We start from the raw sequence: 15104 nt of genomic DNA on the forward strand, positions 1-15104 counted from the left end.
ACCATCCGTGGCCTGCGGCGCCGCTGCGAGGCGCCGCGTTGGGCTGCGCGGCGGGCTGGTGAGGGTGAAGAATGGGGGCATGCTCATGCCCTATGCCCCCGCGGCTGAGCCGCTGATCTCCCGATGAGCGAGCCCGATCGCCTCCTGCCGAGACCGATCGCCCACCGGCATCATCATCCCCCGGGGCCCGGGAGCGCCGGCTCGGCGTCGAGTGCCGAGCGCGGTGGCCCCATGGGCGCGTAATGCCCCTCCTGGAGGTAGAACAGCGGGGTGCGCAGCGCGGCGTAGCGCTCGGACAGGCCGCCGGCCGTGCAGCGCTCGTCGACGGCGACCCGTGTGACTGTCCCCAGGATGAGGATCTCCCCGGCCTTGATGTCCAGGATGCGGTCCAGTCGGCACTCCAAGTGGGCGGGGCACTCGCGCAGGTGGGGCACGCCGACCGTCACGCCCTCCTCCACAGTCAAGCCGGAGGAGCGCAGCCTCTCACCGTGCCCCTGCTCCGGCATCCTCCAGATTGCCGGCGCCATCTCCTCTCCCGGGACGTTGACGACGAACTCCCCGCGGGCCTCGATGTTGCGGCAGGTCGCGTGCTCGCGGTTGCAGCCGAAGCCGAAGGTGGGGCCGGAGAAGGATGCCATGACCCCGCAGCTCTTGGGGGCGATCCCCACCCGCCCTTGATCATCCAGGGTGGTGATCAGCAGGACCTGGCTGGGCAAGGGCGAGGGGGACCAGTGGAGCTTGTGCAGGGGCATGTCCACGAAGGCGCTCATGCCAGGCATGCTACTGGCGCGCCGACCCTGGGGGGCGCGACAATGGGGGCATGCTCATGCCCTATGCTCCCGTGGCCGAGCCGTTGACCCGCATGGCCGATGGGACTGTCAAGCAGATCAGCCCCTTCACCGGCACGGAGGTGTGGACGGTGCCGGGGCGCGGCAACCGCCCGATCGCCCACCAGGCGGCCGAGGCGCGCCCCTTGACGGCGCGGGATCGCGCGCATGCCTGCGCCTTCTGCCCGGGCCGCTACCTGGAGACGCCGCCGGAGAAGTCGCGCGTGGTGCGCTCGGCCGACGGCGGGTTCGCGCGCCTGGATGCCCTGCCCGCCACGGAGCTGGAGGCGACGACGGCGGAGTTCCGGCGGATCCCCAACCTCTTCGAGATCCTGTCCTTCGAGTACTGGAGCGCCAATCACGGCTACGAGGTGCCCGATGCGGCCCGTGAGCGCATGGAGGCCTACCTGGCCGATCCCGCGGGCGAGGCCCACCTGACGGCGGTGGCCACCGCCAAGCTGCGGGCCTCGGGGGCTGAGCCCTCGGCGTGGGCGCTCATGGACGAGGCCTCGCGGCGCCGCTACCTGGCCGCCTTCTTCGCCGGCGGGCACGACGTCATCGTGGCACGGCGGCATTTCACCGACGACGCGGTGGACTCCTCGGGCCTGGCGGGCTCGGGGACGCTGAGCGTGGCCGAGCACCGGGCCTACACGCGCCTGGCGGTCGATGCCATGGCGGACCTGTATGCCGCGAACCGCTGGGTGCGCTATGTGGCGGTGTTCCAGAACTGGCTGCGCCCGGCGGGGGCGAGCTTCGACCACCTGCACAAGCAACTGGTGGCCATTGATGAGCGGGGGGTGACCAGCGAGCTGGAGCTGGCTCGGGTGCGGGCCAACCCGAACCTGTACAACGAGATGGCGGTGGACTATGCGGCCTACCGGGGGCTGCTGGTGGCCAGCAATGAGCACGCGGTGGCCTTCGCGGGCTTCGGGCACCGCTACCCCACCTTGGAGGTCTACTCCACCTCCGCGACGCCTGAGCCGTGGCTGATGCGGGCCGAGGAGGTGGAGGCGGTCTCGGACCTGGTGCATGCGCTGCATGCGGCCACGGGCGTGGAGGTGCCGTGCAATGAGGAGTGGCATCACAAGCCGATGGATGTCGACCAGCCGATGCCCTGGCATGTGACGCTCAAGTGGCGGGTCTCGACGCTGGCGGGCTTCGAGGGGGGCACGAAGATCTACCTCAACACCATCGACCCGTGGTCGCTGCGGGACCGGGTGGTGGCGCGCCTGGAGGATCTGCGGGCGGACCGCCTCATCGCCCCGATGGCGGTGGGCGAGGAGTGCCCGACGACGCCCAACCGGCTGCTGTACAACCCGGTCCTGGCCGCCCGCGCGGCCCAGGATGTGTAGGGCCTGGACCTCTTCTCATCGCGGGCCGCACCCGCGCCCTGGCCCGATTGGACCCGGCCACTGCGAGCAGGACGCCGGCACCCGACACGGGTCAGCAGGCGGATAGCGCTCAGGAGGTCAGACGGGCCGTCGGGTTCGGGGCCCCACCCGGGACCGCTCGTGCCACAGCTTGTTGGTGTCATTGATGGACAGCTCGGTCTCGGTGAGCTGGACATCCACCGGGATGCCCGGGCGCCCGCCGACCTTGACCAGGAACTTCCCACGCCCCGGGGGCTCGGCCTCCCGCCCGGTCGAGGGATCCCAGGCGGGAGGGTCCTGCCACCCGATGAGCAGCTCCTGCTCGGCCCCCGAGAAGGGCACGGCCGCGGTGAGCTGCGGCATCTCCGCCGAGGGCAGGCCGCCGCAGATGACCATGCCGGAGCGCTCCACGAAGCCCCGGGCCTTCATCCGGTCCTCCTGGCCGGCCAGGGCCAGCAGGTCGCTCATCGTGTGCGAGATCATCGCCATGCCCACGCCCCGCTGCCGGTTGAGGCGCGTCAGGGCATCCACCCGATCGACCATCCCCCGCCCGGCGCGCAGCGCCCGCCACAGCTCGTCGAGGATGACGAAGTAGTGGCGCCGGGGCTCCAGCCCCGCATCGGCCAGGGCATGGGCGACATTGACGGTGCTGAAGCCGGCCGACCAGCACGCCAGCAGCGTGGCGGCCTGAAGGTCCATCTCGGAGTCGTCGATCGCGGAGACGTCGTAGGCCACCGGGGCGTCGCGGCGCATCGGATTGGTGGTCTGGCGCGAGAACGCCTCCCCCAGCCTCCCGCCGCCCACCAGGCCGATGAGCGAGGCCTCCAGGCCCTCGGTGATCTCCCTGTAGCGGGCCTCGTCGCCGCGGTCCAGGGCGACCGCGCGCACCTGAGGCGGCCCCTCCTGGATGACGCGAAGAAGATCGCCCAGGACGGGAACGCCCTCGTGGTGCTCATCGAGATGCTTCAGGGCCCGGTCCAGGATCGTCTCCTCACGATCCGTGGGCGGGGCCTGGCGCAGGATCGTCAGCAGCGCGGAGACCATCGTGTGCCGGCGCCCATGGGCATCGGCCAGGACCTGCGCGGCCTCCTTGCCCAGCCCCGCCTCCCGCAGCCTGGCCGCTGCCCGCACGGCCTCGCCGGGGTCGAGGATGTTGAGGTAGCCGCGCCCGCGGCCCAGGGTGATGACCTGCCCGCCCAGGGCCTCGATGAGATCGACGTAATCGGGCTTGAGGTCGCCCAGGACGATGGGCATGACGCCGTAGCCGGCCAGCCCCGTGGCCATGCGGCGAACGATCGTCGACTTGCCCAGGCCCGGCTTGCCCAGCACGAAGGCGCTGGGGTTGGAGATGAGCTTGGCCCGCTGGAACCAGGAGATCGGGTCGCAGCACAGGGTGGCGCCGGTGTGGGCGTGCCGGCCCAGGGGCACGCCCACCATCGGGGTGCCCGTCCCGACGGCGAAGGGCCACAGGCCGCAGACCTGCACGGTGGTGCCGCGCCACTCATCGGCCTGCTGCACGTAGGCCGAGGCTCCCCGGCCGCGCCCCAGCCACCCCCGCATCGGCGGGCGCAGGGGGCGCGCCTCGCGCTGCTGGGCCCGCTCCCTCCCGTCCTGTCGGTGCTTCCTCCGATCCGCCCGCCTGCTCACAGCTTCTCCCTCAGCTCCGTGGGCACCCTGATGTGCTTGGGCAGCACCAGCCCCAGGGGCAGCGCCGCTGCGAAGGCCGAGTCCTGGGAGCCGTAGACGGGCCGCAGCCGCAGCCGCGCGGTGGCCGCGAGATTGTCGATCGCCGCGCGGGCATCGGCCTGCCTGGACAGGTCCGCGACGGTGGCGGTCACCAGCATGCCGAACTGGACCAGGCCCGCGCCGGAGGCCTCCTCCTGCGCGGTCGCCGCCGCGGCCCGGACCGCGAGGCTGTCGCGCGCAGCGGGCTTGCTCGTCGAGGTCACCCGGAACTCGGCCGCCCGCAGATCGGCCTCCACGATCGCTGCGGCCCTGGCGGCGTCGATCGGCCGGTACAGCAGGGTCACGCGCTTGCGGGTGATATCGCGGTGCGGGGCCAGCAGGCGCGCCAGCACCCCGGACTGCACGGTGCCGCGCGGGGCCTGGGTCATCGCCCAGGTGCACGAGTAGGCCGAGTCGTGGCGGTAGCCGCCCCATGAGGCCTGCGCCGCGCTGGGCCCCACCTCCGGCCAGGTCAGCTCCACCCTCTGGCCCGCGGCGCGGGCCTCGTCGATGAGCACCGCCGCGGCCGGGTCGTAGGCGATCCGCACCGCCTCGCACAGCTCCTGCGCCGTCAGCGGGTGGGCGGCGCCCGCGCCCGTGGCCTGGAGGCCGGCGGTCAGGCCGGGCAGCCGCGCCGCCAACTCGCGGCCCATCTCCTCGGCCTGGCGCCTCTTGCCGCCCGGCCGCTGCGCGGCGCTGAAGGTGATGGCCACGAAGGCCTTCACCGTGGAGGATCCCTCCGGGTAGCGGCCCACCACCTCCCTGAGCATCTCGCGGGCGAAGGCCGGCGCATCGGGGTCGATGTTGATCTCCACCTCGCGGCGCAGGCGCGTGCCCGAGTCCGGCGCCGTCTCGATCGTCACCGAGGCGGCCTCGATCCCGGGCTCATCCCCGAGATTGGCCAGCCAGTGGCCCCAGTCGGCCACCCACACATCGACCTGCTCGCAGTCCACCAGGGCGGCGCCGTCGGGCTCGGTGCCGATGACCACCGAGTAGGAGCCGGTGGCGGGCGTGTGCAGCAGCGCGAAGGGCCGCCCGTAGGAGTCCGTGTGCTCGCTCAGCCGTGTGGCCGCCGCCAGGCCGGGGAGCTGGTGGGTGCCCCACAGGGCGCGCCCCAGGGGCCCGGAGCGGTAGAGGTTCGAGCCGCGCGAGCGCGCCGCCCACCACCCCAGGCGCGCTCCCCCACGGGTGAGCAGGTTGCGGCCGTGGGCGTCCCTGGTGAGGACCGCCAGCATGACGGCGCCGAGCACTGCCGCCACGATGACGGCCCGCAGGAGGTCGGCCACCATCACCGTGATGACCACGACGATGAGTCCTGCCAGCAGCAGGCCCGTGCCCACCGACCCCAGCCCGAGGATCCCCGGCGACGTCGGCCGGCGCCAGTTCCCATAGGTCCGCGGAGTCCTGCTCGTGTCAACGGCTGCCACTGGGACCGCCCTCCCCCTCACTGCTCGACTGCCGGCCCCGGCTCCTGACCGCTGCCGGGAGCACGTGGCGGGCCTTCCTGTCCGCCTCCTGCGCGGGGCCGGCGGCTGAGCCGGCAGCCGCGCCGCCACCGGGGCCACCCGTCCGGGCGCTGCCGGCCGATGCCGCCACCGTTCCCCTGCCTGTGCTCCGCCCCGCTCCACCACCGGTGCCGCCCGGCCCGGCTCCGCCCGCCCGGCCCGCCTGCCGGGCGCCGGGGGACGGCGCCGGAGCCGGGGTCCCCCCGCCGCTCCGGCCGCTGCCCGAGGGGGCCCACGAGCCCGACCGCCCCTGCGGGCCGGAGAGTCCCGGGCCTCCCGCGCCGACCGAGCCGCTGCCCGATGCCAGGCGCCCGATCGTGGCCGCACCCGTGGGAAGGCCTGCCAGGGCGCTCACGGCGGCACCACTGCCCCCGTGGGCCGCCACCCCCACCACGGGTGCCACGAAGCTCATCAAGGCCGGCATCGCCAGCAGGGCGAGGATCATGAGCATGAGGCCGGTGAGAACCGTGAGCAGCCCGCTGCCATCATCGGAGAAGGCCTCCGTGCCGGAGATCTGGAAGGCGGCCGCGTACACGATGGCCGCAGCCGGCTTGTAGGCGATGAGCGCCACCAGCCAGGACACGCATCTCCTGAACCATGCCTGACCCGTCTGCGTATTGGTGAGGGCGGCTGACAGGGGCAGAGTGCCGGCGAGGATGACCAGCATCCCTCCCCGGGCCACCATGAGCATGACCTGCGCGATCGCGGCCAGGACCGCGATGAGGCCCAGGATGATGATGAGCAGGTAGCCCAGCCCGCCCGCCTCATCGCTGGTCGTCAGGGCGAGGAGCGTCAGCATGCTCCTGGCGAAGCAGGTCGAGTCCGAGGCGATATCGCAGCCCAGGGAGCCGTTGAGGAGCCAGACCGAGAAGGAGTCCGCCGCCGCCACCAGGAGCCCGGCGATCGTCACCCCGGACCCGGCGACGACCACCAGGGTGAGCAGGCCCTTGACGGTCTGGCGCCCGGGCTCCGCCCGCTGCTCCCAGGCCATGCGCGCCCCGCCGATGATCACCGACAGGACGGCCGCCGCTCCCGTGTACCACCACAGCCCGGACTGCAGGAGCAGCACGGCGCCCCCGGCCCGGCTCGGCCCGGCCGGCATGAGCGCGGAGACGATCGCGCTCGACGCCGAGATGAGGACCACCGCGGCGAGCACGAGACCGACCCTGCCGATGGCCAGGACGCCATCGCCCGATCTCATCCGCACCGCCATCATGCCTCCCAGCGCGAGCAGGGACAGGACCGCCAGAGCCAGGCTCACCCACATGACGTGGCCCAGGACGGTCGCGATCCCCTCCGCGTCCGGGGCGGAGGATCCGGCCTGGAGCGCCGAGCCGCCGCCCGCACCGGTCAGGCCGGGTGTGCCGATATGCACCCAGACCGCCCCCAAGGACGCCACGCTCTTGCCGTAGGCCTCCATGACGGCATTGGCCAGGTTCCTGATCGGGTCCCCGAACGCCTCATCAGCCGCCTGGGCCTGGGCGCAGCGCTCGGGAGAGGCCGCCCAGGAGATCGGATCGCATGCCATGGCTCAGGACCCCCAGCTCACGTAGCCGGCGGCATCAGGGATCGTCACGACGTCGAGCGGCGCCGGTGAGGCGGAGCTGAGCCTCCAATCCCCATCGGACCACTGGAGGTGGTAGACCATCGAGAGGGTGATCTCACGCCCCTGCGTCGATGCCCGCACCGCCAGGTCCACACTCGCCCGGTCGCCCGTGTAGGACAGGAGGCGGAAGCCGATGATCCTCAGCCTGGCCGAGCCCTCGGGCGCGGCTCCCGAGGCTCGGGCCGGCGCCTCGCCGAGGAGCTGCTCGCGGTACGGGCCGGGGGCGAGGAAGTACTCGATCCAGGTGCGGGCCAGCGCCTCATCCGTTCCTGTGGCCAAGGCGCCCGCCGCGGCCAGGAGGGCGCCCTCGGCAGAGCGCTGGAAGCAGTAGCGGTACCCCTCCGCACTGGTCGCAGCAGGCCCATAGACCTGAGAGACGGGATAGGCGGTGGTGCCCTGGTAGTCCCACCGGTCCACCTGCGGGGCGGCATCCAGACGGGCCGGGCCCAGGGCCTCCCCGCCAAGGCCGCACACACTCGCCCCCGCCCCCTCGGGGCCGGGAGTGGAGGCCGTAGCGGCGGGGACCGGATCCCCCGTGGAGGCGCCAGCCGGTGGAGCGGCCTCCTCCCGGGCCGTCCGGAGGATCCCCAGGACGGCGCCCAGGACGAGGACCAGGGCCACGACGAGGGCCGAGGCGATGAACCCGGGACGGGTGACGGGGCCGGCCGGAGCGCCGCCCGCATCCGCGGTGGTCATGAGGGGGCTCCTCCTCTCAGCCGGCGAGGAACCCCACCAGGGCGGCCGCGGCCGAGATGACGACGACCCCGCCAAGAGCCATGGCGATCTTGCCGACGTGCTCACCGCCCTCACCGCGGCGCGACTGGACCGCCATGAGGGCTCCTGCGGCGAACAGGCCCAGGACGCACACGGCCAGCGCCACCCACTTCGCCCAGCCCATGACGGCGGTGAAGCCCTCGGTCCCCGGGGGCTGGACGGGGTCCGGGTCGGGAATGGCCGCAACGGCCAGCAGCAGGGAATCAACGGTGCTCACGGGCGCACTCCTCGGTGTGGTGGTGGGGGGTGGGTGTCCTATCGGACACCAGACTGGAGAGGTCATCGATCATGCGGCGGGCCTGACGCGGGAGCCGGTCATGGGCGAGGCCCTGGCCCAGGCGCCATGCCTCCACCCACGGCACCTCCCATACCCGCGGGGCGCCGCCGCCGACGATGCGCCCCAGGTCCCTCAGCGCCCTGGGGCGGCGCCCGGGGGCATCCGCCAGGAGGATCAGGCCCAGCAGGCGGGGATCGCCGACCGCCCCGCTGGCCCACTGCGTCAGCACCGCCTGAGCCCGCGTGAGGCCCTCGAAGCCGGTGCGGGCCGCCAGGACCACGGGCGCCGAGGAGTCCGCGGGCCAGGAGTGCCCGGCGGCCATCCAGCCCTCCTGGAGCGAGGACAGGAGCGACTCCCCCGAGCCCCCGTGCGCGCCCAGCACCCACAGGACCGGCCGCTCGGGCCTGGTGGCGACGGGCAGGGCGCCCCTCGCCGGCTGGTCGATGCCGGGCTGAGGAGCGCCGGGCCCCGTCAGGGGGCACAGGGGAGGCTGCGAGGGAGGCGGGGTCGGGAGGGAGGCAGGCCGCCGGGTCACCCAGGGATTGGTGGTCACGGGCACGGGCTCCTTCATGGATGGTGGGCTCGTGAGGCTCTGGCCCCTGAAGTTTACTACAATGTGACACTGAGAACGACATATGAACATGGTTGAGCATCTTCACCACTTGGAATATTTATATACGTTTTTTGTGCATGTAGAGTGCTGGGAGAGCATGCTGCCCCATGGTTGCCGACCTTCCCCGCGCACTCATCGCCGAGCGCTGTCGGGCCTGACCGGCGCCGCATCAACCCCCGGGGCGGGAAGGAGCCCCCTTGCACCGCACCATCCCGGCACTCCTCCTGCTCGCCCTGGTCGCCACCGGCTGCTCGCCAGGAGACGGCCACGGCGAGGCGCCCTCCTCCCCAGCAGCGCCCCCCGTCGCGGCCGCCACCCCTGTCCAGCTGCTGACCGAGGACCCCATGGATGACCTCGGCGCCATCACCCCGAGCTGGTCGGGGACCTACCTCCCACCCACCTGGGACCAGGCGGCCGAGGACGCCGCCGTCCAGCGCGCCTCGCAGACCATGACCGCCTACCTCGCGGGAACCGACCAGGAGACCTGGTGGCGGGAGCTCCTGCCCCACCTGACCCCGCAGGCCCGGGACGCCTACCGCCACACCGACGTCACCCGTGTGCCCCCGGCCGCCGTGGATGGGGCCCGGGCCTCCTTGATCTCACCCACCGACGAGGCCCACCTGCTCACCGCACTGGTCCAGGTCCCCACGGACAAGGGCGTCTTCGGCGTGGTCCTGACCCGTCACAGCGGCAACGACTGGCTGACCCAGCGCATCATCCTGCCGGGGGACGCCGTCCCGGAGGGAGTCCTATGAGGCCGGGGAGGCTGGTGGTCGGCCTCGCGCTGGTGCCGCTCCTGGCGCTCGTCCCCGCCCTCGCCCTCCTGCTGCTCCTGGGGGGCCAGGAGGATGACTGCACCGCGGCGGGCGAGGGCAGAGCGGTTCTCGTCGATGAGCGGGCCGCCGCAGGGATCTCCGTGCCCGGCTGGGATGCCTCCCAGCTGGCCCATGCGGCCACCATCATGAGGGCGGCGGCCGATAGGGGCCTGACCCGCCGGGACCAGACCATCGCGGTCATGACCGCCATCGGGGAGTCCGGCCTGCGGAACCTGGATCACGGGGACACCGCGGGCCCGGACAGCCGCGGCCTGTTCCAGCAGCGGGCGAGCTGGGGCAGCCTGGAGCAGCGCATGGACCCCTACCAGTCCGCCTCGCTCTTCCTCCAGGAGCTGGAGAGGATCACGCAGCGCCACACCATGGAGCCGACCCTCGTCGCGCACCGGATACAGGCCAATGCCGACCCCTACCACTACGAGCCCTCCTGGCCCGCCGCCGAGGCCATCGTCGCGGCCCTCGACGGCGGAGCCGTCACCGCCCCCACCGCCTCGGCCTCCGAGACGACCGGCGCCGCCGACCTCGCCCGGGCCCAGGAGGGGGTCCCGTACCTCTGGGGAGGGGCGAGCCCGAGCGGATTCGACTGCTCCGGACTGGTCCACTACGTCTTCTCCCAGCTCGGGATCGAGCTCCAGCGCACCTCCGCCCAGCAGGGGGCGCAGGGCCGGGAGATCTACACCGGGCCGGGCACGGGCGCCCCCTGGGACGAGATGAGCCCCGGGGATGTCATCTTCTTCCCCGCCGGGACCGACTCCTATGACCACATCGGCATCTACTCGGGCCACCGGAGGATGATCCATGCGCCCACCACGGGCGAGGCGGTCACGGAGGTCGACCTGGACTCCTCCTGGCAGGAGCGGTCCTGGAGCGTGCGCCGGATGACCCAGGCCGCCCAGCCGCCCTCCAGCGCTGCTGCGCCGACGGGGCGATGCGCCTCCGGGGCGGCTGGCGGCGCCCCGGCCGCCGTCGGCCCGGGCGGGTGGGCCGCGCCGGCCGCGGGCCCCCGCACCAGCCCCTTCGGCATGCGGGTCAACCCGGTCACCGGCGTCAACCGGCTCCACGCCGGCACGGACCTGGCCGGCGGTGGATGCGGCGGCCCCATCCATGCCGCGGCGGGGGGCACGGTGACCTTCGCCGGCCTGTACGAGGACGGGACCGGCGCCATCGAGATCGACCACGGCGGGGGCGTGACCACCGCCTACCTTCACATGGAGGCCTCAGGCATCACGGCGCGGGTCGGGCAGGGCGTCACGGCAGGGCAGCACATCGCCGCAGTGGGCTCGACGGGGAACTCCACCGGCTGCCACCTCCACTTCGAGGTCCATCTCAATGGGCAGCCCACCGACCCCGAGCCCTTCATGAGCCACCGGGGCGTGACCCTCGGCCAGTGAGCACGGCGGTGCAGCGCCGGATGAGTCATGACCACTGATCACTGGCCGCCGCGTGCCGGGACGGGCGATCAGGCCGGCCCGCCCCGGCCCGCAGCACGATGCCGGTGCCGCGGCCCCGCTCAGCAGCCCAGGGCGTTGCGGTCCTCCGGCCCCACCCAGCCCGAGCGGCCCTCCAGGGCGCGGAACCAGCGGGCCAGGGCGGGCCAGAAGGAGATCGGGGGGGCCTCGCCCCCGGGGTAGCGCTGCCGTCCCCCGTACTCGTAGTCCTGCACCGTGGTGAACAGGCGGATGTCGCTGCCCGTGGGCTGGTCCCCGCACAGGAACTGGCCGATGGACACCACGGAGGACAGCGGCGGGCCATCGAGGATCGTCAGCCCCGCCTCGCGGGAGGCCTCCATATGGGTGGCCCGGGCCAGCAGCGTGTCGATGACGTCGAAGCCCACCAGCACCCCGTTGGCGGCGGCGGCCGCCTCCTCGGGGTCCTTGCTGTGGGTGGCCACCGAGTGGCCCCGGTTGATCTGGGAGCCGATCCACTCATCCCACGCATCGGTGGAGTTGCGGCGGTTCAGGGGGTAGAGGTCGGGGGCGCCCTCGCGGTGCTCATCCCACCAGGCGGTGGCCAGGTCGAAGAGCATGCCGCCGGAGTCATCACTGACCACCTCGCCCGTGGTCATGTCCACCAGGGCCGGGACCGTCGGCGGGGGCTCATAGCCGGGCGTGCGCGCATAGACCTCCGCCAGGGAGCGGGCCCCCAGCGCGGGGTCCTCCCCCGGCTCGCCGCTGGGGCCCGTCAGCTCCCAGTAGCCGTCCTCCCCCCTGCCGTAGCTGGAGGACAGGGGGATGGCCTCCACCAGGCCCAGCAGACGGCGGGCGATGAGGACGCGGCGGGACCACGGACAGCTGGCGGCGGCGATGAGTCGGTAGCGCCCGGCCTCCACGGGCAGGTCGTCGGCGGAGAATCGGTGCGAGGTTGCGATGGCCATGGGGAGCCTCCCGGGGGTCGGTCAGGAGCGTTGTCGTGCTCGCGGCCAATCATCCCCTCCCCCGGCCCGGCAGTCAGCAGATTCACAGGGGGCGAACCCCCGGATCCCGGGGCCGGGGGCCTCCCACGGCCCTCGGCCCCGACGCCGGTCAGGAGAAGCTCTCCTCGATGGAGGCCACGAAGGACAGGGCGTCGTGGTTCTGCCAGCGCGGGTGGGCCAGCAGCTCGCGCACCCGCGCGCAGGCGGCCAGCGCCTCGTCCCTCTCCTCGCGCTCGGCGTGCAGGCGTGCCAGCATGCACAGCGACCGGGCGGCCGACTCGCGATCGTCCTTGCTCATGTAGCCCTCGTAGGCCGCCTCGCAGTGCTCAGCCGCCAGGGAGTTCTCATCGGTGCGCCACAGGATCCAGGACATGTCGTCATGCCAGTCCCCCATCTCCCAGGCGCTGGAGTAGTTCCCGCCGTCATCGACCTCGATGAAGGCCGCGCGGGACTCCTCCATGATCTCCACCGCGTCGTCCAGGCGCGAGCGGGCCATGGCCACCGTGAAGTCGTCCACCAGGGCCCGGGCCGCCCGGCGCAGCATGCGGCCCCGGTCGAGCCGGCCCTGATCGGTGCTGGTGTCCTCCAGCGCGGCAGCGCGGCGGAACAGCGCGGAGGACTGGACATTGTCATCCATATTGCCCGCCGCCATGGCGGCGTTGGTGTAGGCCTCCTTGGCCGCCCCCATGCGCCCCGCGGCCTCCAGGCCCTCGGCAGCCGCCAGGGAGTGCTCCAGGACCCCGGCGTGCTCCCCCAGCCCCATGTGCACCTGGGCCAGGAACTGGTGGATGAACAGGATCATGCCGGGCACCTGGAGCCTCTCGGCGCGCGAGAGCGCGGACTCCAGCACCTCGGCGCTCTCCAGGTAGCGCTCCCCCACCCCCAGGGCCTGGCCCAGGTTGAGCAGGGAGCCGATGCTCGTGAAGGGCAGGCCGGCGGCCATCATCATGTTGGCGTGCTCGCGGAACTGCTTGACCGCCTCCTCGAACTGCTCCACCTGCATGGAGGCCACGCCCAGCAGGCGGCGGCCGCGCCCGGCAACGAGCAGGGACATCGGCTCGTGGCGGCGCATGACGTCCTCGGCCAGCTGGCAGCCCTCGAACACATCGCCGCACTCGGCCAGCACCTCGGCGCGCGCCATGTCGACGGCGTCGCGCATGTTCTCGGCATGCATCTCCATGGGGATGCGCGACCACACCCGCTCCATGAGGGCCACCGCCTCCAGGGCGCGGTCCTTGGCCTCCAGCTCGGTGAGCACGCTGATGATGTTGCCCAGGGCGTCGGCGGCCATCACGCAGGCCTCGGCGGAGGGGGACCCGGACTCCAGGGAGGCGCCGGGGGACCTCTCGGGGCCGATGAGCGCATCGATGCGCGAGGCCACGCTGCGCAGCATCTCCTCGGCCCGCTCCAGCCTCTCGGGCCGCTCCTGGGTGGCGTCACGGGCGGATTGGCGGTCGGCCGTCATCTCATCATCGAGGTTGGCGATGTCGATCTCGACGGCCCCCAGCACCCCCACCTGGCTCTCACGCATCGAGCGGATGCGCAGGCGCTCCTCGATGGCCCGGTCGTACTCGGTGCGCCGGGAGTAGGCGTTGGCGCGCAGCAGGGAGGCCTCGATCTCCAGGCCGTCGGGGGCGCGGCCGGGCTCGGGCAGCAGGCTGTGGGCGGCCGCCTGGTCCACGATGTAGAGGTGCTCGGTGTCCACGCCCACCCGGCGCAGGGTGCGGGCGTAGCGGCGCACGGCGTCGTCGGCGTCGGCCAGCGGGGCGGGGCGGGTGAGGTCCACCAGCGGGAAGGGCTCGTCGGCCTCCTCCAGCGGCCCGGGCCCCGGGGCCGCCCCGGGCTCCTCATCCCGGTCCAGGGAGACCACGCCCAGGGCGGAGGAGAAGCCGAACTCCTCCCCGGCGCCGGCCTCCACCGGCTGGCAGGTGGGGACGGCCTCGGGCAGCTCCTCGGGGGTCTCCAGCAACTCGACCCGGGTCCCGGCGTCGGCGTGCTCGGCGAAGGAGGCCCGCGCCAGGCTGCGCTCCAGGTGGTCGGAGATAGTGGTGTTGCCGTTGCGGGCGTCGAAGGAGGCGGCCAGGCGGCGCGCCCAGCCGGAGAACTCGGCGTAGGCCTGGGAGATCGTCGTCTGCGCGCCCAGGGTGGGCTGGGGGGCCCACAGGGTCTCGGCCGGCACGACGACGCCCAGCGCCTCCTCGCCGCGGCCGAAGCGCTCGGCCTCCCGCAGCACCAGGCTCATGCCCCGCAGGGCCCCCAGCAGGGCGTGGGCGGACTCGGCCTGATCCAGCCAGGACACGTGGCGCCGCAGGATGTCCAGGCCGCGGTCGATCTTGCCGACCAGGGCCAGGTACTCCAGGTGGTAGCCGATGGAGACCAGGGCATTGGGGTGGCGGCGGATCTCGCGGTAGGAGCGCAGGTGGGCGTCCCAGGCGGCCTTGGGGCGCCCCGAGGCCAGCAGGGGCAGCAGCACCAGGGACTGCATCATCTGGGGCTGGACCCGGCACCCCACATCCTCGCGCAGGATCGGCACGGCCGTGCCCACGGCCAGCTCCCAGTCCTCGGTGCGGTAGGCGAAGGAGACCTGGCGCATGGGGTCGCAGCCCTCGCAGTCGGAGTTCTCATCACGGGGGGTGGCCCGCCAGGCGGCCAGCTCCTCGGCGGCCTCTTCCTCCAGGCCCAGCAGCCCCGCCACCGAGGCCCGCTCGCCGTGGACCACGTGCATGGAGGCCCCCTCGGAGCGGTAGAACTCCTCCAGGCTGGCCTCCAGCTGGCGCACCTGGTCCTTGGCCACCTTGGGGTTGGCCGCCGCCACCGCCACCGACCACTTGAAGTGCCAGTGCAGGGTGCGCACCTGGTCGGCGTCGAACAGGTCCGGGCGCTCCTTGTAGCGGGCGAGGTTCCACACGAAGGGCGCCAGCGCCTTCCACTCCTCGTTGCCGTGCTGGTAGCCGTCGGTCAGTGCCAGGCGGGTGACCACCTGCAGATCCTCCTCGCCCAGCGCGTCGGCCCAGGTGACGGCCTCGGCGATGAGTGCGGAGGCCTTGGGGCCGTAGCTCAGGGCATCGGCGTAGGCCAGGCGCTCCAGGATGTCTTCGCGAGTGGTCATGGGTTGGTCCTTCCGATGAGTGGGGCCCAGGGGGTCCTGAGAGTCGTGGCGG

General features: G+C 73.0%; 12 protein-coding genes. 3 read left to right on the forward strand and 9 right to left on the reverse strand.

What is annotated here, in order from left to right:
* Nucleotides 1–173 precede the first annotated feature (173 nt).
* Nucleotides 174–770 carry a flavin reductase family protein gene (locus tag J5X07_RS00725; protein WP_208478340.1) on the reverse strand — a complete coding sequence of 199 codons (597 nt, stop codon included), beginning with the start codon at nucleotides 768–770 and terminating at the stop codon, nucleotides 174–176.
* A gap of 50 nt (nucleotides 771–820) precedes the next feature.
* Between J5X07_RS00725 and J5X07_RS00730 the strand changes: the two genes are divergently transcribed.
* Nucleotides 821–2179 carry a DUF4921 family protein gene (locus J5X07_RS00730; protein WP_208478341.1) on the forward strand — a complete coding sequence of 453 codons (1359 nt, stop codon included), beginning with the start codon at nucleotides 821–823 and terminating at the stop codon, nucleotides 2177–2179.
* Nucleotides 2180–2296: 117 nt separating this feature from the next.
* Here the strand turns inward: J5X07_RS00730 and J5X07_RS00735 are convergent, their stop codons facing one another.
* The 6 genes from J5X07_RS00735 to J5X07_RS00760 are packed head-to-tail and all read right to left on the reverse strand — an operon-like array spanning nucleotide 2297 to nucleotide 8637.
* Nucleotides 2297–3844 carry an ATP/GTP-binding protein gene (locus tag J5X07_RS00735; protein WP_341769357.1) on the reverse strand — a complete coding sequence of 516 codons (1548 nt, stop codon included), beginning with the start codon at nucleotides 3842–3844 and terminating at the stop codon, nucleotides 2297–2299.
* Entirely contained in the window at nucleotides 3841–5349 is a 1509-nt protein-coding gene (locus J5X07_RS00740; protein WP_185732039.1) for an SCO6880 family protein, read from the reverse strand. The genes J5X07_RS00735 and J5X07_RS00740 overlap by 4 nt, the downstream gene beginning before the upstream one ends.
* Nucleotides 5336–6955 (reverse strand): TrbL/VirB6 family protein, encoded by a 1620-nt coding sequence (locus tag J5X07_RS00745; RefSeq protein ID WP_208478342.1) that lies wholly within the window; start codon nucleotides 6953–6955, stop codon nucleotides 5336–5338. Before J5X07_RS00745 ends, J5X07_RS00740 begins: the two co-directional genes overlap by 14 nt.
* A gap of 3 nt (nucleotides 6956–6958) precedes the next feature.
* Nucleotides 6959–7729: a DUF8175 domain-containg protein gene (locus tag J5X07_RS00750; protein WP_208478343.1), complete on the reverse strand. Its 771-nt coding sequence runs from the start codon at nucleotides 7727–7729 to the stop codon at nucleotides 6959–6961.
* Between the two features lie 16 nt (nucleotides 7730–7745).
* On the reverse strand, nucleotides 7746–8024 hold the full coding sequence (locus tag J5X07_RS00755; protein ID WP_124933958.1) for a hypothetical protein: 279 nt from the start codon (nucleotides 8022–8024) through the stop codon (nucleotides 7746–7748).
* Nucleotides 8011–8637, reverse strand: coding sequence for a DUF6668 family protein (locus J5X07_RS00760; RefSeq protein ID WP_208478344.1), 627 nt, complete (start codon nucleotides 8635–8637; stop codon nucleotides 8011–8013). The genes J5X07_RS00755 and J5X07_RS00760 overlap by 14 nt, the downstream gene beginning before the upstream one ends.
* Nucleotides 8638–8894: 257 nt before the next feature.
* Here J5X07_RS00760 and J5X07_RS00765 point away from each other — a divergent pair, with 257 nt between their 5' ends.
* A complete protein-coding gene (locus tag J5X07_RS00765; RefSeq protein ID WP_208478345.1) occupies nucleotides 8895–9452 on the forward strand; it encodes a hypothetical protein in 558 nt (185 codons plus the stop codon).
* Entirely contained in the window at nucleotides 9449–10921 is a 1473-nt protein-coding gene (locus J5X07_RS00770) for an NlpC/P60 family protein (RefSeq protein ID WP_208478346.1), read from the forward strand. The genes J5X07_RS00765 and J5X07_RS00770 overlap by 4 nt, the downstream gene beginning before the upstream one ends.
* Nucleotides 10922–11040: 119 nt before the next feature.
* On the opposite strand, the gene J5X07_RS00775 is transcribed toward J5X07_RS00770, so the two are convergent.
* On the reverse strand, nucleotides 11041–11904 hold the full coding sequence (locus tag J5X07_RS00775) for a glutathione S-transferase C-terminal domain-containing protein (RefSeq protein ID WP_208478347.1): 864 nt from the start codon (nucleotides 11902–11904) through the stop codon (nucleotides 11041–11043).
* Between the two features lie 148 nt (nucleotides 11905–12052).
* A complete protein-coding gene (locus J5X07_RS00780) occupies nucleotides 12053–15052 on the reverse strand; it encodes a hypothetical protein (protein WP_208478348.1) in 3000 nt (999 codons plus the stop codon).
* Nucleotides 15053–15104 lie beyond the last annotated feature (52 nt).

Origin of the sequence: Actinomyces bowdenii, from assembly GCF_017592395.1 — a bacterium.
Taxonomy (GTDB): domain Bacteria; phylum Actinomycetota; class Actinomycetes; order Actinomycetales; family Actinomycetaceae; genus Actinomyces; species Actinomyces bowdenii.

Excerpts from the sequence above, each read along its gene's own strand:
- J5X07_RS00730 (WP_208478341.1), top strand. The coding sequence starts at position 821 with ATGCTCATGCCCTATGCTCCCGTGGCCGAGCCGTTGACCCGCATGGCC.
- J5X07_RS00750 (WP_208478343.1), bottom strand. The coding sequence starts at position 7,729 with ATGACCACCGCGGATGCGGGCGGCGCTCCGGCCGGCCCCGTCACCCGT.
- J5X07_RS00725 (WP_208478340.1), bottom strand. The coding sequence starts at position 770 with ATGAGCGCCTTCGTGGACATGCCCCTGCACAAGCTCCACTGGTCCCCC.
- J5X07_RS00775 (WP_208478347.1), bottom strand. The coding sequence starts at position 11,904 with ATGGCCATCGCAACCTCGCACCGATTCTCCGCCGACGACCTGCCCGTG.
- J5X07_RS00745 (WP_208478342.1), bottom strand. The coding sequence starts at position 6,955 with ATGGCATGCGATCCGATCTCCTGGGCGGCCTCTCCCGAGCGCTGCGCC.
- J5X07_RS00780 (WP_208478348.1), bottom strand. The coding sequence starts at position 15,052 with ATGACCACTCGCGAAGACATCCTGGAGCGCCTGGCCTACGCCGATGCC.
- J5X07_RS00770 (WP_208478346.1), top strand. The coding sequence starts at position 9,449 with ATGAGGCCGGGGAGGCTGGTGGTCGGCCTCGCGCTGGTGCCGCTCCTG.